Below are 24,452 nucleotides of genomic sequence, written 5' to 3'. Positions count from 1 at the left end.
CAACCATGAAATGGCTCAAGCGCACCACACATGACCATGGCCTGGCCGTGCTGACGGCGTTCTGTCCCGGCAGCGCCGTGGCCCTGCGATTGGAGCAGGCGGGCAGCAAGTTCCGCGTGGCGAGCTTTGTCCTGCACGAGGTGCCGGTGGCCACCGCCGATGTCCTGGGCCGGCTGGCCGACGAGGCCGGCCTGCGCAAGAGCCCGCTGATCGCCCTGCTGCCGCCGGACAGCTATCAGGTGCTGATGCTGGAGTCGCCCACGGTGCCCGAGGATGAGCTGCGCAGCGCCGTGCGCTGGAAGCTCAAGGACATGCTCGACTACCACATCGACGATGCCGTGTTCGACCTGCTCAAGGTGCCGGGCGGGGGCGGCGCGCGTCTGTCCTATCTCTATGCCGTCACCGTGCCGGCCCAGGCGGTGCGGGAGCTGATCGCGCTGTATCGCGCGAGCGGCCTCGGGCTGGAGGTGATCGACGTCGACGAGACCGCCCAGCGCCATATCGCGGCGCGGCTGGAGCCGCCGGGCTATGCCGTCGGCCTCTTGCATGTCCACGGCGAGCGGGGGTTGCTGACCTTCACCTTCGAAGGCGAGCTGGTCCTCGCCCGCCGCATCGACCTGCGCGGTGTGCCGCAGGACGAAGTGGCCGAGCGGGTGGTGCTGGAGGTGCAGCGTTCGGTCGATTATTTCGACCGCCAGTTTCATGCCCTGCCCATGTCCAGGCTGTATCTGGCGCCGATGGCCGATGGCGAGGAGCTCTACCGGCAGTTGCACGAAAACCTGAGCCTGCCGGTCGAGCGGCTGGACCTCGGCCTGATCTTCGATTTCAACAGCCATGCCGATCTGCAGCGGCCGGCCACCCAGGCCCAGGTGTTCCATGCCCTGGGCGCGGCGATGCGGGAGTGGGCCGGGTCATGAGCCAGCAGATCAACCTCTATCAGGCCGAGTTCCGCCCGCGCCAGGTCGTGTTCCCGGCCGCCGGCATGTTGCGCGCGGCCCTGCTTTGGCTGCTCGGGCTGGCGGCGATCTATGGCTACGGCGCCTGGCAGTTGCATGACACCCGGGATGCCATGCTGCAGCTGGAACATCGGGTGCAGGCGATCGAGCAACGGGTCGAGGCCCAGCGCCGGCAGCAGGACGGCGGCAAGAGTGCCGCTGAACTGGTCCAGCAGGCCGAGGCGGCCGAGGCCAAGCTCAAGGCCCTGAACAATGCCGCGGCGGCGGTCGAGGCCGGGGCGATCGGTTCGGACAAGGGCTGGTCCGGCCACTTTCACGCCTTTGCCCGGGCCGTGGTGCCCGGTGTCTGGCTGACCGGCTTCCAGATCGGCACGCGAGGCGAGATCGCCAAGCTTTCCGGCCGGGCCCTGGATAGCGAGGGGCCGGCCCGCTTTCTGCATGGCCTGCGCGAACAGCACCTGTTCCAAGGTTTGCAGTTCTCCTTTCTGCAGATCGCCAAGGGCGGCGAAGGGCGCCACCTCGATTTCACCTTGCAGGCACAGGTCGAGCCGGCCCAAGCAATAACCCAGACGAAGGCACCTGCCCCGGCAACGGAGGCCAGGCCATGAAGACCTGGTCGGACCTGGCGGCCAAGATCGACGGGCGGACCACCCGCGAGCGGGTGATCCTCTTCCTCATCCTGCTGGCGGCGCTCTACGCCCTGGCCGACCTGGCCCTGTTTACGCCACAGGCGCGCGAGCGCAAGCAGATCGAGCTGAAGATGACCGAATATCGTCGCCGCATCACCCTGAGCGAGGATGTGCTCAATCAGGCCGTGGCCCGGGCCGACCCGGCGGCCCTGGCCCGCCAGCGGCTGGAGGCGGCCCGGCAGGTGCTGGCGGCGCGGAGCAAGGCCCTGGAGGGGCTGTCCAGCCGCCTGATCCCGCCGCAGGAGATGCCCAAGCTCTTGCAGGCCTTGTCCCAGCGGCAGGCGGATATCAGGCTGGTGAGCCTGCGCACGCTCCAGGCCGAGGCAGTCGGCGCCCTGGCCGCGGCGCAGCCGGGCGGCTTGTACCGGCACGGGGTCGAACTCACGCTGGAAGGCAGCTATGCCGGTTTCGCCGCCTACCTGGAGCGGGTCGAGCGCCTGCCTTACGGCGTCTATTGGGGTGGCCTGGAGCTGGATGCCACGGCCTATCCGAAGCTGACCATGAAGCTCACCCTCTACACCCTGAGTCAGGACAAGGCATGGCTCGCCGTGTGATTCTGGCCTTGGCAGCCATGGCCCTCTCCGGTTACGCTCTAGCCGATTTGGCCGATCCGACGCGGCCGCCGAGCGGTGTCTACGAGGCCAAGCCGGGCGAGGCCGATCTGCAGCCGGAACTCGTGGTCAGCAGCGTGATCCTGCGCCCGGGCGCCAGCTACGCCTTGGTCGGCAGGCGGGTGGTCCGGGTCGGCGACCCGCTGGGCGAAGGCCGGGTGAGCCGGATCGACGAGCAGGGGGTCTGGGTCAAGACCAAGGACGGCATGCAGCAATACAAGCTGCTGCCCAGCGTAGCCAAGCGGCCAGCCGAGCAACAGGGGAAACCAGGAAAGCGATGACAAGCAAGCCGAGCACACAGACCGAAAAAAGGCTGTGGCCCCTTTTCGGTCTGTGCCTGTCGCTCCTGGCCGGCTGCGCCCCGGTGCCGCCTTCCCCCGCCTTGCAGCCCATCCAGCAGGAGATGCGTCAGGCGACTCAGCCGTCCAAGCCCGAGCGCTTGCCGGCCGCGGTCGAGGCGGCCCTGTTGCCCGATCCGACCCTGGCTCTGCCCAAAGAGGTGGCCCGACCGTTGGAGCCGCGCTTCGACCTGGTGGTGAACAACGCACCGGCTGCCGAGGTGTTCATGGGCATCGTCTCCGGCACCCGCTACAGCATGCTGCTCAATCCCCAGGTGGCCGGCAGCATCAGCGTCAATCTCAAGGACGTCACGGTGATCGAGGCGATGGAGGCGATCCGCGAGCAGTACGGCTATGACTTCCGCGTCGATGGCAGCCGCATCTTCGTCCAGCCGCTTACCCTGCAGACCCGCTTCTACGCCATTTCCTACCTGCCCGGGCAGCGCCAGGGCAGTTCGGAGATGCGGGTCATGTCCACCGTGCTGACCGGGAGCGGTGGCACCGGCGGCACCGGCACCACGACGGCCGGCACGGGCAGCACGAGCAGCGGCACGGGCGGCTCCAGTGGCGGCACCACCAGCATCGAGACCAGCCACCTGAGCACCCGGCTGCAAAGCAATTTTTGGGGCGAGCTGCAGGCCTCGGTCGGCCTCCTGATTGGCTGCACCACCGGTGCCACCGGCGCCAATGTCGCCGTGAGCTGTCCGGAGGGCCGCAGCATCGTGGCCAGCCCGCACACCGGTCTGCTCGCCATCCGCGCCTTTCCCGCCGAGCACCGCCTGGTGGCCGACTATCTGCGTGCGGCCCAGCTCACGGTCGATCGCCAGGTGATGATCGAGGCCAAGATCATCGAGGTCACCCTGAACGAGGGGGCGCAGTCGGGCATCAACTGGAGCTACGCCAAAGGCAGCTTCAGCCTCAGCAAGGGCGACGGTCTGCCGACAAACAACAGTCGCATACCCAGCGGCTTCTTTACCCTGGGCCTGATCACCAACACCTTCGAGGCCCTGTTGCAATTCCTCGAAACCCAGGGCACGGTGCACGTGCTCTCCAGCCCACGCATCTCCGCCATCAACAACCAGAAGGCGGTGCTCAAGGTGGGTACCGACGAGTATTTCGTCACCGGGGTGAGCACCACCACCACCACCGGCACCGCCACCACCACGACGCCGAGCGTCACCCTGTCGCCCTTCTTCTCCGGCATCGCGCTCGACGTCACGCCGCAGATCGACGGTCAGGACAACATCATTCTCCACGTGCATCCCTCGGTGACCACGGTGACCGAGGTGACCAAGCAGATCGAGATCTCCGGCCTGAACTCCACGCTGCCGCTAGCCTCGAGCAACGTCTCCGAGACCGACAGCATCGTCCGCCTGAAGGATGGCCAGATCGCCGCCATCGGTGGTCTGATGAAGGTCGAGGCGCGCGATTACGGCAGCAAGATGCCGGGGGCGGGCGATGTGCCGGTGGCCCGGATCCTGTTCAAGAACAGCAACCTTACCCGGGTCAAGAGCGAGCTGGTGATCCTGCTCAAGCCGAGCATCATCCGCAACAGCGGCGATTGGGTGGATAATGCCAAGGATGCGATGCAGCGTATCGACCAGATGATCGTGGCGCCGAAACCCTGATGTATCTCGAGCATTTCGGACTGCACGAATATCCCTTCGGGCTGACGCCCGACACCAGCTATTTCTTCCCCGGCGTCGGCGCCCAGGCGGCGCTCAATACCGTGCTGGTGGCGCTGGAGAACGGCGAGGGTCTGATCAAGATCGTCGGTGAGCCCGGCTCGGGCAAGACCATCCTCTGCCGCTACCTGCTCAACCGCATGGAGGGCAGCCGCTTCGCCACGGCCTACATCCCCAATCCCAACCTGTCCTCGGCGGCGCTGACCCAGGCCCTGCTCAACGAATTCGGCGGCGGCTTTCGCCGCAGCCTGACCTACGGCCTGACCAAGGCGCTGGAGGTGCGGCTCTTGGAGCTGGCGCACGAAGGCAAGCGGGCGGTGGCGCTGATCGACGAGGCTCAGGCCATGCCGATCGAGAGCCTGGAGGCCCTGCGTCTGATCACCAATCTGGAAACGGAAAAGAGCAAGCTTCTGCAGATCGTGCTGTTCGGCCAGCCCGAGCTCGACGACAAGCTGGCCGACCCCTCGGTGCGCCAGATCCGCAGCCGCATCGCCTTCCACGACCACATCACGCCGATCAACGCCGGCGAGCTGCCGGCCTATCTTGGCTACCGGCTCAACCGCGCCGGCGCGGCGCGGCCCCTGTTCACCGCCGGCGCCATGGGCAAGCTGCACAAGATGAGCCGCGGCCTGCCGCGCTACATCAACATCCTGGCGCACAAGGGACTGATGCTGGCCTTCGGCGAAGGTCGGCACGAGGTCGATGTCCGCCATGTCCGCCTGGCCGGCAAGGACACCCCGGGCGTGCGCCTATCCCTGTGGGATCGCCTGCGATGAGCGTGATCAACCGGGTGCTCAAGGACCTCGACCGCAACCGGGCCCTGTCCGGCACGCCGAGCGGGGTGCGCGCGGTCGCCAGCCAGCGGCCGGGCTCGGTCTGGGTCTGGATCCTCCTGGCGGCGCTGCTCCTCGCGGCGGCGGCGGCCTTCCTGCTCAAGCGCTATCCGGCGCCCCCTGCGGCACCGGCGCCGCAGGCTCAGCCGGTCGCCGTCGTGCCGGCACCGGTCGTTGCCCCGGCACCGCCGGCCGAGACCGAGCCGCCGGAGGGGGCGATCATGCCGATGCCCCCCATGCCGCCTCAGCTGCCGCCGGCCGTCGAGGCGCCGCAAAAGCCGCCGGCAGCGAAACCGCCGGCGCAGAAGCCGCAGGCCAAGATGGCGGCCGCACCCGCTGCCGCCGAGCCGTCGCTGCCGCCGGCCGGCCGGCCGAAGATCGTCAAGGAGCCGAGCCTCGCCTCGGCGCAGGACATCGCCCATGCCGCCTTCAATGACGCCAAGCGGCTGATCGAGCAGGGGCGCATGCGCGAGGCGATGGACAAGCTGAATCTGGCCCTGACCCAGCAGCCCGGTCATCTCCTGGCCCGGCAGACCCTGATCGCGCTCTTGATCGAGCAGGGCGAGGTGCTGCGCGCCGAGCTGTTGATTCGCGAAGGGGCCGCCCTGCACCCCGGCGAGATCTGGTTTGCCAAGGCCAGTGGCCAGCTGCTGGTGCGCCAGGGCAATTACACCGGCGCTGCCGCGGTGTTGAAGGATGGCTTGAGCCATGGCGGCGCCGATGGCGAATACTGGTCCTTCCTGGCCGGTGTCTACAACAAGCTGGGTCGCATGGAGGAGGCGGCCCAGGCCTATCGCCAGGCCGTGCGCATGAAGCCGGACAATGGCACCTGGTGGGTGGGCCTGGCCGTGGCGCTGGAACGCCTGGGCCGCAAGGGCGATGCCCACACCGCCTATCAGCAGGCCTATCGCAGCCGGCTCACACCCGAGCTGAAGGACTTCGTCAGCCAGAAGATCGCCGAGCTCGGCGGTTGATAGTGCTGTGCCGCCTCAAGCGGTAAACTCGAAGACCAAAATCACGGAATCGCTGGGGTTGCATGGTCCCTCATCTCACCACCGCCTTGACCGGCCCGCTACTCGACCTGGAGAAGCAGGTGCTCGCGTCCATGCCGCGCATCGAGCAGTGGTTTCGCCGGCAGTGGCTGGAGCACTCGGCGCCGTTCTACAGCTCGGTCGACCTGCGCAACAGCGGCTTCAAGCTGGCCCCGGTCGACACCAACCTGTTTCCCGGCGGCTTCAACAATCTGAACCCGGCCTTCATGCCCTTGGCGGTGCAGGCGGCCCAAGTGGCGGTGGAGAAGATGTGCGCCACCGCCCGGCGGCTCCTGTTGATCCCCGAGAATCACACGCGCAACCTGTTCTACCTGCAGAACGTCGCGTCCCTGGCGGCCATCCTGCAGCACACCGGTCTCGAGGTGCGCATCGGCAGCCTGATCCCGGACCTCAAGGAACCGCTCAAGATCGACCTGCCCAGCGGCGACAGCCTCCTGCTCGAACCGGTGGTGCGCGAGGGGCGGCGGGTCAAGGTCGGCGACTTCGACCCTTGCGCCGTGCTGCTCAACAATGACCTCTCCGCCGGTCAGCCAGAGATATTGAAAGACCTCGACCCGGCCCAGACCCTGATGCCGCCCCTGCATGCCGGCTGGTCGACCCGGCTCAAGTCCAACCACTTCCGCGCCTATGCCAGGCTGGCGCAGGAGTTCGCCGAGCTGATCGGCATCGACCCCTGGCTGATCGACCCCTATTTCGCCACCTGCGGCGAGGTCGATTTCTTCGCCCGCCAGGGCGAGGAATGTCTGGCCTATCACGTCGGCGCGGTGCTCAGCCATATCGAGGCGAAGTACAAGGAATACGGCATCGACAAAGAGCCTTTCGTCATCGTCAAGGCCGACGCCGGCACCTACGGCATGGGCATCATGACCGTGAAGAGCGCGGACGAGGTGCGCGAGCTCAACCGCAAGGAACGCAAGAAGATGGCGGTGGTGAAGGAGGGGCTCAGCGTCAGCAACGTGCTGGTGCAGGAAGGGGTGTACACCTTCGAGACCATCAACGAGGCGGTGGCCGAGCCGGTGATCTACATGATCGACCATTTCGTGGTCGGTGGCTTCTATCGCGTGCATACCGGCCGCGGCGCCGACGAGAACCTGAATGCCGCCGGCATGCACTTCGTGCCCCTCGCCTTCGAGGAGCCTTGCAGCCTGCCGGATGAGACCGACCGGCCCGACGCCCCGGTCAACCGCTTCTATACCTACGGCGTGCTCGGCCGCCTGGCCGCGCTGGCGGCGGCGATCGAGTTGGAAGAGACGGCGCCGAACCCGCGCCTGCCGCAGTACTGAGGTTCGAGATGCAGATACTTTTCGTCGCCGACCCGCTGGCCAGTTTCAAGATCCGCAAGGATTCCACCTTCGCCATGATGCAGGCGGCCGCGGCGCGCGGCCACGAACTCTGGGCCTGCGAGCCCAAGGACTTGGCCTGGCGTGACGGCAAGCTCATGGGCCGGGTGTTCCCGCTCGAACTCACCTCCCCCCCTCAATCCCCCCCGCTTGCGGGGGGGAAGCCTGTCCCATCATCCCCGCTTGCGGGGGGGATGCCTGTTCCATCATCCCCGCTTGCGGGGGGGGAGCCTGTTCCATCATCCCCCCCACTTGTGGGGGGGAAGCAAGGGGGGGCATGGTTTGCCGCCGGCAATCACGAATGGCGCCGCCTGAGCGAGTTCGACGCCGTGCTCATGCGCAAGGACCCGCCGTTCGGTCAGGAATATCTCTACGCCACCTATCTGCTGGAGCTGGCGGAGCGCGAAGGCGCCCGCGTGTTCAACCGGCCGCAGTCATTGCGCGATTTCAATGAAAAGCTGGCCATCGCCCGCTTCCCCCGGTTCATCGTGCCCACCCTGGTCAGCAGCCGGGCCGAGGAGATTCGCGCCTTTCTCGCCGAGCAGGGCGACATCGTGCTCAAGCCGCTCAACGCCATGGGCGGCGCCTCGGTCTTTCGCATGCGGCCGGGCGACGCGAACATCGGCGTGATCATCGAAACGCTCACCCAGCATGAAACCACCACGGTGATGGCCCAGCGCTACATCCCGGAGATCAAGGATGGCGACAAGCGCATCCTGATCATCGACGGCGAGGCGGTGCCCTATTGCCTGGCGCGCATCCCGGCGCCGGGCGAGACCCGCGGCAATCTGGCCGCCGGCGGCACCGGGGTGGCCCGGCCGCTTTCCGAGCGCGACTGGCAGATCGCCCGTACCCTCGGGCCGCAGCTCAAGGCGGCCGGCCTCTTGCTGGTCGGCTTGGATGTCATCGGCGACTGGCTGACCGAGGTCAACGTCACCAGCCCGACCTGTTTCCGCGAGATCATGGACCAGACCGGCTTCGACGTGGCCGGTGCCTTCCTCGACGTCCTGGAGCGCGCATGCGCCTGATCCGGCTGTTGTTGTCGCTGTGGCTGCTGGCGCTGTTGGCCGCTTGCGGCGAGGCGCCGCCCTACCGGCAGCAGGCCTATGTCTTCGGCACCCTGGTCGAGATCAGCATCTACGGCGAGGATGCGGACAAGGCGCAGGCGGTCACCGCCCAGGTGCTGCGGGACTTCGACCGGCTGCACGGCATGCTGCACGCCTGGCAGCCGGGCGCGCTGGCCCGGGTGAATGAGCTCATCGCCCAGGGGGCGACCGACGTCTCCACCTCGCCCGGCCTGATCCCGATCCTGCAGGACGCCGCGCGCCACGCGGCGCAATCCGATCATCTGTTCAATCCGGCCATCGGCAATCTGGTGCGGCTCTGGGGCTTTCACGCCGACCGCTTCGAGGGCAACCGCGTGCCCGATCCGGCCCAGATCGAGCGTCTGGTCAAGGCCGCGCCGACCATGGCCGACCTCGAGCTGGCAGGCTATACCGTGCGCAGCCGCAACCGCGCGGTGCGCATCGACCTGGGCGGCTATGCCAAGGGCTACGCCCTGGATCTGGCGGCGGCCTATCTGAAAAGCCAGGGGGTGCGCAACGCCCTGATCAACATCGGCGGCAACGTGCTGGCCCTGGGCCGGCACGGCACGCGGCCGTGGCGGGTCGGCATCCAGCACCCGCGCCGGAGCGGGGCGATCGCCCTGATCGATCTGAATGACGGCGAGGCGATCGGCACCTCGGGCGATTACCAGCGCTATTTCGAGGTGGGCGACAAGCGCTACTGCCACATCATCGATCCACGCACGGGCTGGCCGGTGCAGGGTGTGCAGGCGGTGACCGTGCTCGCGCGCGGGCCGCAGGCCGGGGTGCTATCGGATGTCGCGAGCAAGCCCCTGTTCGTCAGCGGCGCCGCCGGCTGGCGCCAGCAGGCCGAAAAGCTGGGCGTGCGCGAGATCATGTTCATCGACGGCGCGGGCCGGATCAGCGTCACCGCGGCGCTGGCCCCGCGCCTGCAATGGCAGGCGGGCGCGCCGGCCGCTCCGGTCGTGCCGTAGGCTGCGCGACCGGAGCCGACGAATCAGGGCGTTCCGCGAGCAGGGGCAGCACCAGTTCCTCCAGCCGCGCCCGGTGCACCTGGCCGCTGATCTTGTGCCGGATGACGCCGCGCCGGTCGATGACGAAGGAGGTCGGCACCTTGTCGACGCCGCCGAACTGCTGGCTGGTGCCGGCGAGCGCCAGCGGTGCCGGGAAGCTGTAATCCTTCTCGCGCATGAAGGCATCGACCTCGGCCTGGTTTGCGTCCAGGCTCAAGGCCAGAATCTCGAACCCTTCGTGCTTGTGCGCCTGATAGAAGGCCTGCATGGCCGGCATTTCGTGCCGGCAATAGGGACACCAGGTGGCCCAGAAATTGACCAGCAGCACCTGGCCGCGCCAGGCCGACAAGGGCTTCTCCCCTGCCGGTGTGCTGATGTTGACCTCGGGTGCCGGCAGGTGCAGGTGGTCGACCGAGGCCGGCGGCCGGAACCAGAAGTAGACGATCAGCCCGATCAGCAGTAGGGTGAGCCCATTCGCCTTGAGTTTTTGCAGGAACCAACTTGTCTTCGTCATCTTCGTCCAAACGCAAGGTCTTGCGCATCATCAAGCAGGACAGCGAATCCACCCCGGAAGTTTCGGCCCCGGCCAAATCGCGGCGGCCGGTGCGCGGCAGTCATCTGCCGCTGCGCCAGCGGCGGGCCCTGAAGGGTAGCGATTTGCCGGAGCCGGTGGAAGAGCCGGTGGCGCGCGTGGATAAAGCGGCCGGGCCGGCGGCGGATCAGTCGCGCCGCCGTGGCCGGCCGAAGGCGGGGCCCCAGACGCATCCGCCCCGCAGCGGGCAAGGGGCGCGCCATGAGGAGGGTGTCGAGCGCAAGCTGCGCTCGGGGCGCGACGCAGCGCGGCGCCATCCGGTTCGCGGCGACAAGGAGCGCGAGCAGAGGCGGCCGCAGCCTGCGCGCAAGGCGGCCGCCGGCCCGCAACATTTCTTCGTCGCCGGCCCGCGCGGTCTGGAGCAGGAACTGGCGCGGGAGCTCGCCGAACTTGGCACGGAGGCGGTCGAGGCGGGTTCCGGCGGCGTCAGGTTTACCGGCGAAATCGCCCAGGCCTGGAAGATCAACCTCTGGTCGCGCCTGGCCATTCGCGTGCTGCAGCAGGTGGCGCACGGACATTACAAAAACGAAGACGATCTCTACCGGGCCGCGCGCGAACTGCCCTGGCCCGAGTGGTTTCCCCTCGGCCGCACCATCGCCGTCACCACGGTCGCCCATCGCTGTCCGCTCAAGAGCCTCAACTTCGCCTCGCTCAAGATCAAGGATGCGGTGTGCGACCGCTTCCGCGACCTCACCGGCGCACGGCCCGATGTCGATGCCCGCACGCCCGACGTGCCCATCCTGCTCTACCTGACCGAGGACAGCTATACGCTCTACCTCGACCTCACCGGCGAGCCGCTCAACCGCCGCGGCTACCGGGTGCAGGCAGCCAAGGCACCGCTCAACGAGAACCTGGCCGCCGGCATGTTGCGCCTGGCGGGTTGGACCCCAAAGATGCCGCTGCTCGACCCGATGATGGGCGGCGGCACCATTCTGTTGGAGGCGGTGCTGATGGCACTGAACATCGCGCCAGGGCTCAGGCGCCACTTCGCCTTCGAGAACCTCAACAGCTTCGATCGGGTCGAGTGGGCGCGGCTGCGCAAGAACGCCCAGGCCGAGCAGAAGGAAAAACGTGCGCTGCCGATCTATGGCTGTGACATCGACCCGCGCATGGTCCATGCGACCGAGACCAATCTGCGCGCAGCCGGCCTGCTCGAATGCGTCACCCTGCGCGAGGCCGATGCCCTGGAGGTGGAAGCGCCGGCGCGGGTCGGCGTTATCGTCAGCAATCCGCCCTACGGCGTGCGTCTCGAACACGAGGACATGGCCGCTTTCTACCAAGGCCTGGGCGACAACCTCAAACGCCGATTCGCCGGCTGGAATGCCTACCTGCTCTCGGCCGATGTCGAACTGGCCAAGCACATCGGTCTCAAGGCAAGCCGACGCACGCCGCTGTTCAATGGCCCGTTGGAATGCCGGTTGTATGAATACCGCATAGTGAGCGGACAGATGCGGCGTCCACGCGCGCCGGCCTGAGTCACATCCAATCGCGCTGCTATCATGCAGGGTCATTGTGACCCGGCTTTCTGAAATGCACGCGCTCACCGTCAACCCGCGCACCTCGCTCAAACCCTATCTGGGTGTGCTCGTGACGGTCCTTTTCGGCGGCGCGCTGACTGCCTGGACGGCGTTGACGGTGCTGGAGGATGAGCAACACCATTTTGAGCGCCAACTGGAATGGCGTGCCGACCACGAGGCGGCCAGCTTCCAATTCGGGCTCAATCGCAGCATCGAGACCGTCGCCTCGCTCAACAGCCTGTTCGAGTCCTCTCAAGATGTCGATCGGCAGGAATTCGCCCGCTTCACGGCCGGACCCTTGAATGCCCATGCCGAACTGCTGTCGCTGCAATGGTTGCCGCGGGTGGCTTGGGCCGGGCGGGCCGCGTTCGAGCGGGAGCTGGACCTGATCAAGCCTGGTGCCCGCTTGAGCGAGCCCGGGCCGGATGGCCGATTGTTGCCGGCCGGCGAGCGGTCGGAGTATTTCCCGGTGTTTTATGCCGAGCCCTTCGCGCCGAACGCGGCGGCCTTCGGCCTGGATGCGGCAGCCAGGCCGGAGGGCAAGCGGGCGATGGAAGCCGCTCGCGATAGTGGCGGCATCGTGGCCAGTGCCCAGTTCACCTTGGTGCAGGGTGGCGGCAATCTCCAAGCGGTCGTGCTCTATCGGCCGGTATACCGGCTGGGCAAGCCGCTGGAGACGGTCGGTCAGCGACGGGCCGCCTTGCGCGGTTATGTCGCTGCCGTCGTCAAGATCGAGCGGATACTTGCCGGCGTGCTCGCCGACAGCCCGCCGACCGGGCTCGATGTCTATATCGTCGACCGCGCGGCCAATGATGCTCTGATTTATGGCCACTCCTCGCGTACGCGGACCACGGGCGGCCCCTTGTCGCTGGCCGAGGCCAAGCGGGGTGCTCATTGGTCGGTTTCGATCCAGGTGCCCGGTCGCGACTGGCAGATGATCTTTGCGCCGGCGCCGGCCTTCTATGCCGAGTTCGGCTCGCGGCGGCATTACTGGGTGCTGGGCATCGGCCTGCTGCTCACCCTGCTGTTCGCCTTCGACACCTACCGGCGGGTTGCCACCGCGCGCAAGCTGGCGCTCCTGGCTGATCGGCTGTCGCAGGCCAATGCCGAATCGGGCCGGCGTGCCAGCCGCCTGAACGAGGCGCAGCGCATCGCACGGGTCGGCAGCTGGGAGCTGGATTTGTCCAGCGGCCAGGCGCTCTGGTCGGACCAGGAGTTTCGCTGCCTGGGCTACGAGCCGAACGCGGTCGAGGCCAATCTGGAAAACTTCATGGCGGCGGTGCACCCGGATGACCGGATGCGGCTGCAGGCCGTGCTCAGTGCGGCCCAGCAGGGGCACACCGGGCCTTATGAGCTGACCCATCGCGTGCTCTGGCCGGACGGCACCGAGCGCATCGTGCGCCAGCAGGCCGAGGCGCAGGTCGACAAGCACGGCCTGGTCCGCAGCATCCTCGGCACCACCCAGGACATCACCGAAAGCAAGCGGCTGGAAGAGCGGCTGCAGCTGGCCGCCCAGGCCCTGACCAGCACCAAGGATGGCGTCATCATCGCCGACCCGCAGGGCAACATCGTCGAGGTCAACGCCGCCTTCAGCAAGATCATGGGCTACAGCAGCGAGGAGGTGGTCGGCCGCAACCCGCGCATATGGAAGTCCGAGCGGCACGACGCCCAGTTCTACCAGAGCATTTGGGCCAACCTGCTCCGGACCGGCCATTGGCAGGGCGAGATCTGGAACCGGCGCAAGAACGGCGAGGTCTTTCCGGCCTGGCAGACCATCAGCGCCGTGCGCAACGAAGGGGGCCAGCTGACGCATTACGTCTCGGTCTTCTCGGACATCAGCGGCATCGTGCAGTCGCAGGCCGAGCTGGCCCACCTTGCCCATCACGACCCGCTGACCGACCTGCCCAACCGGTTGCTATTCTTCGATCGCCTGCATCAGGCGCTGAGCCATGCCAAGCGCGAGCAGAGCCAGCTGGCGGTGCTGTTCCTCGACCTCGACCGGTTCAAGCACATCAACGACAGCCTCGGTCACTTGGTCGGCGACAAGCTGATCCGGGAGGTCGCTCAGCGCTTGAACGAGGTGCTGCGGCAGGACGACACCCGGGCACGGATGGGCGGCGACGAGTTCATCATCATGATCGAGCGCCTGCGGCATGAGCAGGATGCGGCACAACTGGCCGGCAAGATCCTGCAAGTGCTGGCCCAGCCTTACCTGATCCGCGGCCATGAACTGTATGTGACCGCCAGCATCGGCATCAGCCTCTACCCGCGCGACGCAGCCACGCCCGAGGCCCTGGTCAGCAACGCCGATGCCGCGATGTACCGGGCCAAGTCATCCGGCCGCAATGCCTACAGCTTCTACACCCAGGCGCTGACCCTGGAGGCGATGGAGCGGGTGCGGCTGGAGACCGACCTGCGCAGCGCCCTGCAGCGGCGGGAGTTCCTCTTGCATTACCAGCCTCAAATCGACCTGAAATCCGGCCGCATCGTCGGCGTCGAGGCGCTGATCCGCTGGCAGCATCCCGAGCGCGGTATGGTCATGCCCGATCGTTTCATCTCCATTGCCGAGGATACCGGTCTGATCATCGACATCGGCGAATGGGTTTTGCACGAGGCCTGCCGCCAGGCCCGGCAATGGCTGGACCAGGGCATCGCCCTGGAGAACATCGCCGTCAACGTGGCGGGGCCGCAGATTCAGCGCAGCGACTTCGTCGCCACCGTGCGCCGGGTGCTGGGCGAAACCCGGCTGCCGCCGGACCGCTTGGAGATCGAGGTGACCGAAGGCCTGGTCATGGATCAGGCGGAGTCGACGGTGGCCGTGCTCAAGCAGCTGAGCGACCTCGGGATCTTTCTCTCGATCGACGATTTCGGCACCGGCTATTCCTCGCTGGCCTATCTCAAGCGACTGCCGATCGATCGCCTGAAGATCGACCGCTCCTTCGTTCGCGACTTGCCGATGGACGAAGAAGATGCCGCGATCACCCGCGCGGTGATCGCCCTGGCCGACAGCCTGGGTCTGCGCACCATCGCCGAGGGGGTGGAGAACGAGGCCCAGGTTGCGCTGCTGAACAAGCTGGGCTGCCAGCAGGCCCAGGGTTATTTCTACGGCCGGCCCACGGTGCCGGAGGCGATCGACTGGACCTGAGCCGGCTCAGGCCGTCAGCCGGCGCAATGCCTCGGCGTATTTCTCCGCTGTCTTCTGCACCACTTCGGCCGGCAGTTCCGGTCCTGGCGGCTGCTTGTTCCAGCCGGAACTCACCAGCCAGTCGCGCACGTACTGCTTGTCGAAGCTGGGCGGGTTGCTGCCGACCTGATACTGGTCGGCCGGCCAGAAACGGGAGGAGTCCGGCGTCAGCGCCTCGTCGATCAGGGTCAGGGTGCCGTTCTCGTCCAGGCCGAACTCGAACTTGGTGTCGGCGATGATGATGCCGCGGGTGAGTGCATACTCCGCCGCCGTCTTGTACAGGGCAAGGGCGGCCTCGCGCACCTGGGCCGCGAGCCCCGCGCCCAGCAACTGCTCACACTGGGCGAAATCGATATTCTCGTCGTGCGCGCCCACCGCCGCCTTGGTCGATGGCGTGAACAGCGGCTCGGGCAGGCGGCTCGCTTGTTGCAGGCCGGCCGGCAGGGCGATGCCGCAGACCTTGCCGGTCTTCTGATAGTCGTTCCAGCCGGTGCCGACCAGATAGCCGCGGACGATGGCCTCGATCGGCAGGGCCTTGAGCCGCTTGACCACGATGGCGCGGCCCGCGACCTGATCGCGCTCGCCCGGCGCCACCACGTCCTCCGCTTTGTCGCCGGTCAGTTGGTTGGGCAGGATGTGCTGGAGCTTGTTGAACCAGAAGTTGGACACCGCGGTGAGCACCTTGCCCTTGCCCGGGATGGGCGTGGGCAGAACGACGTCGAAGGCCGACAGGCGGTCGGTGGTGACGATGAGCATGCGCTTGTCGTCGATGGCGTAGATGTCGCGCACCTTGCCTTTGTGGATCAAGGGCAGACTCTGAATGGAGGTCTCGTAGAGGGCGTCGGTCATAAGGGCAAGTGGTCAGTAGGCAGTCAGCAGTTTGCAGGAAAATCGCGCGTCTGCCGACTGCGAACTGTCGACTGACGACCGCGCCAAAGACAAAAGGCGGCCGAAGCCGCCTTTTGTTCTGGGTGGCGTATTAGTTGACCTTGGGGTCGAGCTCGCCCTTGTCGTAGCGCTTCTGCATCTCCTCCAGGCTGTAGACCTTGCCGATCTTGCTGGCCATGCCGGCGGAGCCGAAGGCCTCGTAGCGGGCCTGGCAGATGCCGGTCATCGCCTTGGTCGCTTCCTTGAGGAACTTGCGCGGGTCGAAGTTCTTCTTGTCCTCGGCCAGGTGCTTGCGGATGGCGCCGGTGGAGGCCATGCGCAGGTCGGTGTCGATGTTCACCTTGCGCACGCCGCTCTTGATGCCTTCGACGATTTCGCTGACCGGCACACCGTAGGTTTGGCCCATGTCGCCACCGTAGCTGTTGATGATGGCGAGCCAGTCTTCCGGCACCGAGGAGGAGCCGTGCATGACCAGATGCACGTTGGGGATGCGGGCGTGGATTTCCTTCACGCGGTCGATGCGCAGCACCTTGCCGGTGGGCTTCTGGGTGAACTTGTATGCGCCGTGGCTGGTGCCGATGGCGATGGCCAGGGCGTCGACCTTGGTCTTCTTCACGAAGTCGGCGGCCTCGTCGGGGTCGGTCAGCAGCTGGCTGTGGTCCAGGGTGCCCTCGGCGCCGTGACCGTCTTCCTCGCCGGCCTTGCCCGACTCGAGCGAGCCCAGGCAGCCCAGTTCGCCTTCAACGGAAACGCCGCAGGCGTGGGCCAGCTCGGCCACCTGGCGGGTGACGTTGACGTTGTATTCGTAGGTCGACGGGGTCTTGCCGTCGGTCATCAGCGAGCCGTCCATCATCACGGACGAGAAGCCGGACTGGATGGAGCGGAAGCAGATGCTGGGGGAGGCACCATGGTCCTGGTGCATGCAGATCGGGATCTGCGGATACATCTCGATCGCGGCCAGGATCAGGTGGCGCAGGAAGGGCTCGCCGGCATAGGACCGGGCGCCGGCGGAACCCTGCAGGATCACAGGGGAGTCGACGGCGGCGGCGGCTTCCATGATGGCGCGCACTTGTTCCATGTTGTTGACGTTGAAGGCGGGCAGGCCGTAGCCGTGTTCGGCGGCATGGTCCAGCAGCTGACGCAGGGAAATGAGGGCCATCTGAAATACTCCTATCTAAGTTAACTTGCTATCAATCGGTTTTCCGTTCGCCCACGCGGACGATCTTCAGGGTGTTGGTGCCACCCGGCCGGCCGATCGGCTCGCCGATGGTGAGCAGGATCAGGTCGCCGTTGCGCACCGCACCGCGTCGCCGGAGTTCGTCTTCCGCCTCGGCCAGCAACTGATCGCGGTCATTGCTGGAAGGCCGGAAGTTGATCGGATAGACACCGCGGAAAAGACTGACTTTTCTACGGGTTTCGGTTTCGGGTGTCAAGGCGTAGATCGGTACGTTGGTCGACATCCGGCTCATCCACAAGGCGGTGGAGCCCGACTGGGTCATGGCCGCGATGGCCTTGATGTTGAGGTGCAGGGCGGTGAAGGCGGCGGACATGGCGATCGCCTCGTCCACCCGCAAAAAGCCGTGGTCGAGCAGCTTGCCCTCGAAGTAGGGCTCCATCTCCTTTTCCGCCTCGATGCAGACCCGGTGCATGGCCTCGACCGTCTCCACCGGGTATTGGCCGGCGGCGGTTTCGGCCGACAGCATCACGGCGTCGGTGCCGTCGAGCACGGCGTTGGCCACGTCGGACACCTCGGCCCGGGTCGGGATCGGGCTGCTGATCATCGACTCCATCATCTGGGTCGCGGTGATCACCAGCTTGTTGCGCTCCTGGGCCATGCGGATCATCTTCTTCTGCAGGGCCGGCACGGCGGCATCGCCGACCTCGACGCCGAGGTCGCCGCGGGCGACCATGATGGCGTCAGAGGCATTGATGATCTCTTCCAGCGCCTCGATCGCCTCGACCCGCTCGATCTTGGCCACGACCCAGGCCTTGCATTTGGCGGCCTGCAAGAGTTCGCGCGCCTCCTGGATGTCGGCGGCCGATTTGGGGAAGGAGACGGCGACGTAGTCGGCCTTGAGCTGGGCCGCGGTCTTGATGTCTTCCTTGTCCTTCTCGGTCAGCGCCGCGGCCGAGAGGCCGCCGCCCTTGCGGTTGATGCCCTTGTTGTTGGACAGCACGCCGCCGCGGGTGACCTTGCAGTGGACCTCGTTGCCCTTGACCTCCTCGACCCACATCTCGATCCGGCCGTCGTCCAGGATCAGGGTGGAGCCGCGGGAAACGTCCTTCACCAGTTCCTTGTAGTCGAGGCCGACCCGGCTCTGGTCGCCCAGGGTGCAGTCGGCGTCGAGGATGAAGGGATCGCCGACCTTGAGCTGGATCTTGCCGTCCTTGAACTTGCCGATGCGGATCTTGGGGCCTTGCAGGTCGACCAGGACGCCGATGGCGCGGGCGCGGGTCTTGGCGATGGAGCGGATCAATTCCGCGCGCTGAATGTGGTCTTCGGGTTTGCCGTGGGAGAAGTTCAGGCGCACCACGTCCACGCCGGCTTCGGCCATCTTGTCCAGCACCTTGGGGTCGGCGCAGGCGGGGCCGAGGGTGGCGACGATTTTGGTTCTACGTAGCATGTGTTCTCAGTGAGGAGTAAGAAGTTAGGCGTGAGGAGGCAAAGGGGGGTTACCCCTACAGCCTAACTCCTCACGCCTCACGCCGCGGGCGTCAGCCCTTGGCCCGCTCTTCCAGAATGGCCACGGCGGGCAGGGTCTTGCCCTCGAGGTACTCGAGGAAGGCGCCGCCGGCGGTGGAGATGTAGGACACCTTGTCGTAGATGTCGTACTTCTGGATGGCGGCGATGGTGTCGCCGCCGCCGGCCAGGGTGAAGGCCTTGGTGTTGGCGATGGCCATGGCGATCGCCTTGGTGCCTTCGCCGAACTGGTCGAATTCGAACACGCCGACCGGGCCGTTCCAGACCACGGTGCCGGCCTTCATGATGATGTCGACCAGCTCCTGGGCGCTCTTCGGGCCGATGTCGAAGATCATGTCGTCGTCGGTGACGGCGCCGGCGTCCTTCAGCACGGCCGGCTCATTGGCATCGAACTTCTTGCCGACCACCACGTCGACCGCGATGGGGATGGAGGCGCCGCGCTTGGCCATCTTCTCGATCAGGGACTTGGCGGTGGGCACCAGGTCGTCTTCGCACAGCGACTTGCCGACGTTCTTGCCGGTGGCCTTGAGGAAGGTGTTGGCGATGCCGCCGCCGACCACCAGCTGGTCGACCTTCTCGGACAGGGACTCCAGCACGGTCAGCTTGGTCGAGACCTTGGAGCCGCCGACGATGGCGACCATCGGCCGGGCCGGGTTGGCCAGGGCCTTTTGCAGGGCGTCCAGCTCTTCCATCAGCAGGATGCCGGCCGCGGCGACCGGGGCGAACTTGGCCACGCCGTGGGTCGAGGCCTCGGCGCGGTGGGCGGTGCCGAAGGCGTCCATGACGAAGATGTCGCACAGCTTGGCGTATTTCTGCGCGGTCTCGTCGACGTTCTTCTTCTCGCCCTTGTTCACGCGGCAGTTCTCCAGCACCACCAGCTCGCCCTCGGCGACCTCGAAGCCGCCGTCGACCCAGTCCTTGATCAGGCGCACCGGCTTGCCCAGGCGGGCGGCGATGTTCTCGGCCACCGGCTTCAAGGAGACCTCTTCGGACCACTCGCCCTCGGTCGGGCGGCCCAGGTGGGAGGTGACCATCACCTTGGCACCGGCCTTCAGGCAGTGCTCGATGGTGCGCATGGAGGCGGTGATGCGGGCATCCGAGGTCACCTTGCCCTCCTTGACGGGGACGTTGAGGTCGGCACGGATCAGGACACGCTTGCCCTTGAGATCGAGATCGGTCACGCGAATGACGGACATGGTTCAACTCCTGTGAAAGTAAGGTGTAAGGGATAGGTCGGCCTATGCCTTACGCCTCAGAGGACAGGGATCAGGAATCGGGTATCAGAAAGAAGTGCGGGCGAAGCCCGCACAACGATCTGATTCCCGATCCCTGAACTCTGATCCCTAACGCGCTACGTGCTGGACCAGGCGCAGCATGTTGCAGGTGTAGCCGTACTCGTTGTCGTACCAGGACACGACCTTGACGAAGGTGCTGTCCAGGGCGATGCCGGCCTCGGCGTCGAAGGTCGAGGGGGCGCTGTTGCCGACGAAATCGGTGGAGACCACTTTCTCGTCGGTGTAGCCCAGCACGCCCTTCAGCTCGCCTTCGGAGGCGGCCTTCATGGCCTTGCAGATGTCCTCGTAGGAAGCTTCCTTGTTCAGTTCGACGGTGAGGTCGACCACGGAGACGTCGGAGGTCGGCACGCGGAAGGCCATGCCGGTCAGCTTCTTGTTCAGTTCGGGGATCACCTTGCCCACGGCCTTGGCCGCGCCGGTGGACGAGGGGATGATGTTCTCCAGGATGCCGCGGCCGCCGCGCCAGTCTTTGGAAGACGGGCCGTCGACGGTCTTCTGGGTGGCGGTGGCGGCGTGCACGGTGGACATCAGGCCGCGCTTGATGCCGAACTTGTCGTGCAGCACCTTGGCCACGGGGGCCAGGCAGTTGGTGGTGCAGGAGGCGGCGGAGACGATGGCCTGGCCGGCGTAGGTGGTGTGGTTCACGCCGTAGACGAACATCGGGGTGTCGTCCTTCGACGGGGCGGACTGGACGACCTTCTTGGCGCCGGCCTTGAGGTGGGCCTCGCAGGACTCGGTGGTCAGGAAGAAGCCGGTGCAGTCGATGACGATGTCGGCGCCCACTTCGTTCCACTTCAGGTTGGCGGGGTCGCGCTCGGCGGTCAGGCGGATCTTCTTGCCGTTGACGATCATGCTGCCGCCCTCGACCTTGATGTCGCCGTTGAAGCGGCCGTGCACGGAGTCGTACTTCAGCATGTAAGCCAGGTACTCGGGGTCGAGCAGGTCGTTGATGGCGACGATCTCGATGTCCTTGAAGTCCTTGGCGACAGCGCGGAAGACCATGCGACCGATGCGGCCGAAGCCGTTGATGCCAACTTTGATAGCCATGTGATGTACTCCTGTTTATTGAAGTTGCAAAACCGGAGGGGCACCCGTGGGTGCCCCTTGAATGCTTACAGCACGCCCTTCACGGTCTTCACCACGTTGTCCACGGTGAAGCCGAATTCCTTGAACAGGGCGCCGGCCGGGGCCGACTCGCCGAAGCGGTCGAGGCCGACCACGGCGCCGCGCAGGCCGACATACTTCCACCAGCCGTCGGTGACGCCGGCCTCGATGGCGACCTTGTGCACGGTGGGCAGCAGGACGCTGTCCTTGTAGGCCTGGTCCTGCTTGTCGAACACGTTGGTGCAGGGCATGGAGACCACGCGGGCCTTGATGCCATCGGCCTTCAGCGCCTCCTGGGCCTTCAGCGCCAGCTCGACCTCGGAGCCGGTGGCGATCAGCACCACGTCGGCCTTGCCGCCGTCGGCCTCGGCCAGGACGTAGCCGCCCTTGCGAATGGCCTCGACTTGGGCGTCGCTGCGCTTGATGTAGGGCAGGTTCTGGCGCGACAGGATCAGGCTGGTCGGGCCGTCTTTCTTCTCGATGCCGGCGGCCCAGGCGACCACGGTTTCCATGGTGTCGCACGGACGCCAGACGTTCATGTTCGGGATCATGCGCAGGGTGGCGGTCTGCTCCACCGGCTGGTGGGTCGGGCCGTCCTCGCCCAGGCCGATGGAGTCGTGGGTGAAGACATAGACCACACGCTGCTTCATCAGCGCCGACATGCGCAGGGCGTTGCGGGCGTATTCCGAGAACATCAGGAAGGTGCCGCCGAAGGGCAGCAGGCCGCCGTGCAGGGCCATGCCGTTCATGATGTGGGCCATGCCGAACTCGCGCACGCCGTAGGAGATGTAGTTGCCGCCCGGGTTGCGGTGCAGGGTATGGCAGCCCGGCCAGTTGGTCAGGTTGGAGCCGGTCAGGTCGGCCGAACCGCCGACGCGCTCAGGCAGGGTGGAGACCAGGCGCTCGATCGCCAGCTGGCTGGCCTTGCGGGTGGCCACGGTCTCGGCCTTGTCGGCGGTCAGCTTGATCGCGGCCTTGACCCGGTCGGCCCAGTCGCTCGGCAGTTCGCCGGCCATGCGGCGCTTGAACTCGGCGGCTTCGGCCGGGTATTGCTTGGCGTACTCGGCGAACTTGTTGTTCCACAGCTTCTCCAGGCCCTCGCCCTTGGTCCGGGCGTTCCAGCCCTCGTAGACGTCGGCCGGGATTTCGAAGGCGGGGTGCTTCCAGCCCAGGTGCTTGCGCGTGGCCTCGACCTCGGCATCGCCCAGGGCGGCGCCGTGCACGTCGTGGGTGCCTTCCTTGTTGGGCGAGCCCTTGCCGATCACGGTCTTGCAGCAGATCAGGGTCGGCTTGTCGGTGTGCTTCTTGGCTTCCAGGATGGCCGCCTCGACCGCCTCGGCGTTGTGGCCGTCGACGTTGCGCACCACATGCCAGCCGTAGGCCTCGAACCGCTTCGGGGTGTCGTCGGTGAACCAGCCTTCGACGTGGCCGTCGATGGAGATGCCGTTGTCGTCCCAGAAGGCGATCAGCTTGCCCAGGCCCCAGGTGCCGGCCAGCGCGCAGGCTTCGTGGGAGATGCCTTCCATCATGCAGCCGTCGCCGAGGAAGACATAGGTGTGGTGGTTGACGATGTCGAAGCCCGGGCGGTTGAACTCGTGCGCCAGCAGCTTCTCGGCCAGCGCCATGCCGACGGCGTTGGTGATGCCCTGGCCCAGCGGGCCGGTGGTGGTCTCGACGCCGGGGGTGTAGCCGTACTCGGGGTGGCCCGGGGTCTTGGAGTGCAGCTGACGGAAGTTCTTGATGTCGTCGATGGAGACGTCATAGCCGGTCAGGTGCAGCAGGGAATAGATCAGCATCGAGCCGTGGCCGTTGGACAGCACGAAACGGTCGCGGTCGGCCCACTTGGGGTTGGCCGGGTTGTGGCGCAGGTGGTGGTTCCACAGCACTTCGGCGATGTCCGCCATGCCCATGGGGGCGCCGGGGTGGCCGGAGTTGGCCTTCTGCACGGCATCCATGGAGAGCACGCGGATGGCATTGGCGAGTTCGGTGCGGGTTGCCATTTCTTTCGTTTCCTCAATAAAAAAAATCTGTGCGGCCCGGCTGAGGGGCAAAGGTCGTCGATTATGGCCTAGGGCCGCAGGACAGGGCAAGCCGAGGGATAGGCCGGCCAGAGCGGGCTGGCGGCCGGCAACCCGTGGAATGGCAGAAAAAATCAGGGTTTGGCCGCCCCCCGGAGGCTAATAGAAGTTTTTTATTGACCGGATGGGGGATTTATTCGCCGGCGCGGACCCAGCGGCGCCATTCGTCCAACAGCTCCGGGCTCAGGCCGGCTACCACCGGGCGTTTCCAGACATCGCCCTGCCAGAAGTCGTCCTGGTCGAAGGTCGCGGCGGCCCCGCCGGCTTCGAGCAGGATCAGGGAGCCAGCGGCATAGTCCCAGAGTTTCTGGCCGCCATGCAGATAGACGTGCAGGCGGCCGGCCGCCAGATAGCACCAGTCCAGGGTGCTGGCGCCCAGGTTGCGCTGTGAGCTGTAGGGGTGCTCCCCAGCCAGGCGGATGGCCAGGGGCCGGGTCAAGCGCTTGAAGTCGACCCCGGCGATGCAGCGCTTGAGAACGGGCGGCGGCGGCTTGATCGGCAGCCGGTCACCGTCCAGCCAGGCGCCGCCGCCGGCCTCGGCGTAGAACAACTCGTCGCCGCGGGGGTCGTAGACCACGCCGATCATCGGTCGGCCTTGCTTGATCAGGGCGACCGAGATGGCGAAGAAAGGCAGGCCGGTGACGAAATTGGTCGTGCCGTCGATCGGATCGACGCACCAGAGGCCGTCCTGGCCCTCCGCCCAGAGGCGCTCTTGCTCGGCCTCGGTCATCTCTTCGCCCAGGACCGGGTAAGGGGCGATCCGGCTCAGTTCCTCGATCAGGGCGTGCTGGGTGGCGACGTCCGCTTCGGTCAGCAGGCTGCCGTCGGTCTTGCGCTCGTGCGCCACCTTCAAATAACGCGGCATGACCTGCTCGCGGCCGATCTTGCGCACGGCCACGCAGACCTGCTGAAGGAGTTCGCTCATGCCCGCCACTTGATCGAGCAGCCCATGCTCGGGATCTGGTCCTTCGGGCCATGGCCGGTGCGGGCCACCTCGAGCATGGCCTCGAACAGGTCGCGGCGGACGCCTTCGGGCGCCGTTTCCTTGCGCGAGGCGTCCAGCCGGCCGCGGTACTGCAGCTCCAGCCTATTGTTGAAGCCGAAGAAATCCGGGGTGCAGACCGCGCCGTAGGCGCGGGCCACGGCCTGGCTTTCGTCCCAGACATAAGGCATGGGGAAGCGATACTGCTCGGCCACCCGCTTCATGTTGTCGAAGGAGTCCTCCGGATAGTCGGCCGGGTCGTTGGCCATGATGGCGATGGCATGGACGCCATGCTGCCTGAGTTCATCGACGTCGCGCACGATGCGCTCGATCACCGCCTTCACGTAGGGGCAGTGGTTGCAGATGAACATGACCAGGAGGCCATTCGGGCCGGCCACGCCCTTCAGTGAATAGCGCTTGCCGTCGACGCCCGGCAGGTCGAAATCGGGGGCCGGCCAGCCGAAGTCGCAGACCGGGGTTTCCATTCGCACCATGGCTCGAAATCTCAA

General features: G+C 66.4%; 21 protein-coding genes. 12 read left to right on the top strand and 9 right to left on the bottom strand.

Translation table 11 applies throughout. From position 1 onward, the window contains the following. Positions 1-5 precede the first annotated feature (5 nt). The 10 genes from EL388_RS12510 to EL388_RS12465 all read left to right on the top strand — a co-directional run bounded on the left by EL388_RS12510 (position 6) and on the right by EL388_RS12465 (position 9,563). The gene (locus tag EL388_RS12510; protein ID WP_126463721.1) at positions 6-917 is read left to right on the top strand and encodes a type IV pilus biogenesis protein PilM; all 912 of its coding nucleotides are present in this window, start codon (positions 6-8) and stop codon (positions 915-917) included. Beyond that, entirely contained in the window at positions 914-1,564 is a 651-nt protein-coding gene (locus EL388_RS12505; RefSeq protein ID WP_126463720.1) for a PilN domain-containing protein, read from the top strand. The genes EL388_RS12510 and EL388_RS12505 overlap by 4 nt, the downstream gene beginning before the upstream one ends. After that, positions 1,561-2,199: a hypothetical protein gene (locus EL388_RS12500; protein WP_126463719.1), complete on the top strand. Its 639-nt coding sequence runs from the start codon at positions 1,561-1,563 to the stop codon at positions 2,197-2,199. The genes EL388_RS12505 and EL388_RS12500 overlap by 4 nt, the downstream gene beginning before the upstream one ends. Further along, positions 2,184-2,537 carry a hypothetical protein gene (locus EL388_RS12495; protein ID WP_126463718.1) on the top strand — a complete coding sequence of 118 codons (354 nt, stop codon included), beginning with the start codon at positions 2,184-2,186 and terminating at the stop codon, positions 2,535-2,537. The genes EL388_RS12500 and EL388_RS12495 overlap by 16 nt, the downstream gene beginning before the upstream one ends. Then, positions 2,534-4,222, top strand: a complete 1,689-nt coding sequence (locus tag EL388_RS12490) for a secretin N-terminal domain-containing protein (RefSeq protein ID WP_126463717.1) — start codon at positions 2,534-2,536, stop codon at positions 4,220-4,222. Before EL388_RS12495 ends, EL388_RS12490 begins: the two co-directional genes overlap by 4 nt. After that, positions 4,222-5,055 (top strand): ExeA family protein, encoded by an 834-nt coding sequence (locus EL388_RS12485; RefSeq protein ID WP_126463716.1) that lies wholly within the window; start codon positions 4,222-4,224, stop codon positions 5,053-5,055. Before EL388_RS12490 ends, EL388_RS12485 begins: the two co-directional genes overlap by 1 nt. Further along, positions 5,052-6,086 carry a tetratricopeptide repeat protein gene (locus EL388_RS14350; RefSeq protein ID WP_126463715.1) on the top strand — a complete coding sequence of 345 codons (1,035 nt, stop codon included), beginning with the start codon at positions 5,052-5,054 and terminating at the stop codon, positions 6,084-6,086. The genes EL388_RS12485 and EL388_RS14350 overlap by 4 nt, the downstream gene beginning before the upstream one ends. 62 nt (positions 6,087-6,148) lie before the next feature. Further along, the gene (gshA, locus tag EL388_RS12475) at positions 6,149-7,447 is read left to right on the top strand and encodes a glutamate--cysteine ligase (RefSeq protein WP_126463714.1); all 1,299 of its coding nucleotides are present in this window, start codon (positions 6,149-6,151) and stop codon (positions 7,445-7,447) included. Between the two features lie 8 nt (positions 7,448-7,455). Continuing rightward, the gene (gene gshB, locus EL388_RS12470; protein WP_126463713.1) at positions 7,456-8,532 is read left to right on the top strand and encodes a glutathione synthase; all 1,077 of its coding nucleotides are present in this window, start codon (positions 7,456-7,458) and stop codon (positions 8,530-8,532) included. Next, positions 8,523-9,563 (top strand): FAD:protein FMN transferase, encoded by a 1,041-nt coding sequence (locus EL388_RS12465; RefSeq protein WP_126463712.1) that lies wholly within the window; start codon positions 8,523-8,525, stop codon positions 9,561-9,563. Before gshB ends, EL388_RS12465 begins: the two co-directional genes overlap by 10 nt. Here the strand turns inward: EL388_RS12465 and EL388_RS12460 are convergent. Then, positions 9,496-10,116: a TlpA family protein disulfide reductase gene (locus EL388_RS12460; protein ID WP_126463711.1), complete on the bottom strand. Its 621-nt coding sequence runs from the start codon at positions 10,114-10,116 to the stop codon at positions 9,496-9,498. The genes EL388_RS12465 and EL388_RS12460 overlap by 68 nt on opposite strands. On the opposite strand from EL388_RS12460, the gene EL388_RS12455 reads away from it, so the two are divergent. Together EL388_RS12455 and EL388_RS12450 are read left to right on the top strand one after the other, a co-directional pair. Continuing rightward, the gene (locus EL388_RS12455) at positions 10,104-11,669 is read left to right on the top strand and encodes a THUMP domain-containing class I SAM-dependent RNA methyltransferase (RefSeq protein WP_338057659.1); all 1,566 of its coding nucleotides are present in this window, start codon (positions 10,104-10,106) and stop codon (positions 11,667-11,669) included. The two genes, EL388_RS12460 and EL388_RS12455, sit on opposite strands and share 13 nt — an antisense overlap. A gap of 55 nt (positions 11,670-11,724) precedes the next feature. Beyond that, a complete protein-coding gene (locus tag EL388_RS12450) occupies positions 11,725-14,856 on the top strand; it encodes a bifunctional diguanylate cyclase/phosphodiesterase (RefSeq protein WP_126463710.1) in 3,132 nt (1,043 codons plus the stop codon). Between the two features lie 6 nt (positions 14,857-14,862). On the opposite strand, the gene EL388_RS12445 is transcribed toward EL388_RS12450, so the two are convergent. The 8 genes from EL388_RS12445 to EL388_RS12410 form a co-directional block, all read right to left on the bottom strand. Beyond that, on the bottom strand, positions 14,863-15,744 hold the full coding sequence (locus tag EL388_RS12445; protein WP_126463709.1) for a phosphoribosylaminoimidazolesuccinocarboxamide synthase: 882 nt from the start codon (positions 15,742-15,744) through the stop codon (positions 14,863-14,865). A 130-nt stretch (positions 15,745-15,874) separates the two neighbouring features. Beyond that, complete coding sequence (gene fba / locus EL388_RS12440; protein WP_126463708.1) at positions 15,875-16,942, bottom strand: class II fructose-bisphosphate aldolase; 1,068 nt, start codon at positions 16,940-16,942, stop codon at positions 15,875-15,877. A 31-nt stretch (positions 16,943-16,973) separates the two neighbouring features. Further along, positions 16,974-18,407 carry a pyruvate kinase gene (pyk, locus tag EL388_RS12435; protein ID WP_126463707.1) on the bottom strand — a complete coding sequence of 478 codons (1,434 nt, stop codon included), beginning with the start codon at positions 18,405-18,407 and terminating at the stop codon, positions 16,974-16,976. Between the two features lie 91 nt (positions 18,408-18,498). Beyond that, complete coding sequence (locus EL388_RS12430; protein ID WP_126463706.1) at positions 18,499-19,680, bottom strand: phosphoglycerate kinase; 1,182 nt, start codon at positions 19,678-19,680, stop codon at positions 18,499-18,501. A gap of 147 nt (positions 19,681-19,827) precedes the next feature. Beyond that, positions 19,828-20,826, bottom strand: a complete 999-nt coding sequence (gene gap, locus EL388_RS12425) for a type I glyceraldehyde-3-phosphate dehydrogenase (protein WP_126463705.1) — start codon at positions 20,824-20,826, stop codon at positions 19,828-19,830. Positions 20,827-20,891: 65 nt separating this feature from the next. After that, positions 20,892-22,883, bottom strand: a complete 1,992-nt coding sequence (gene tkt, locus EL388_RS12420; RefSeq protein WP_126463704.1) for a transketolase — start codon at positions 22,881-22,883, stop codon at positions 20,892-20,894. A 211-nt stretch (positions 22,884-23,094) separates the two neighbouring features. Beyond that, positions 23,095-23,886, bottom strand: coding sequence for an inositol monophosphatase family protein (locus EL388_RS12415; protein ID WP_126463703.1), 792 nt, complete (start codon positions 23,884-23,886; stop codon positions 23,095-23,097). Next, positions 23,883-24,437: a thioredoxin family protein gene (locus tag EL388_RS12410; RefSeq protein WP_126463702.1), complete on the bottom strand. Its 555-nt coding sequence runs from the start codon at positions 24,435-24,437 to the stop codon at positions 23,883-23,885. Before EL388_RS12410 ends, EL388_RS12415 begins: the two co-directional genes overlap by 4 nt. Positions 24,438-24,452 lie beyond the last annotated feature (15 nt).

Origin of the sequence: Sulfuritortus calidifontis, from assembly GCF_003967275.1 — a bacterium.
GTDB classification, from domain to species: domain Bacteria; phylum Pseudomonadota; class Gammaproteobacteria; order Burkholderiales; family Thiobacillaceae; genus Sulfuritortus; species Sulfuritortus calidifontis.
This window is presented reverse-complemented; position numbering and strand designations above follow the sequence as displayed.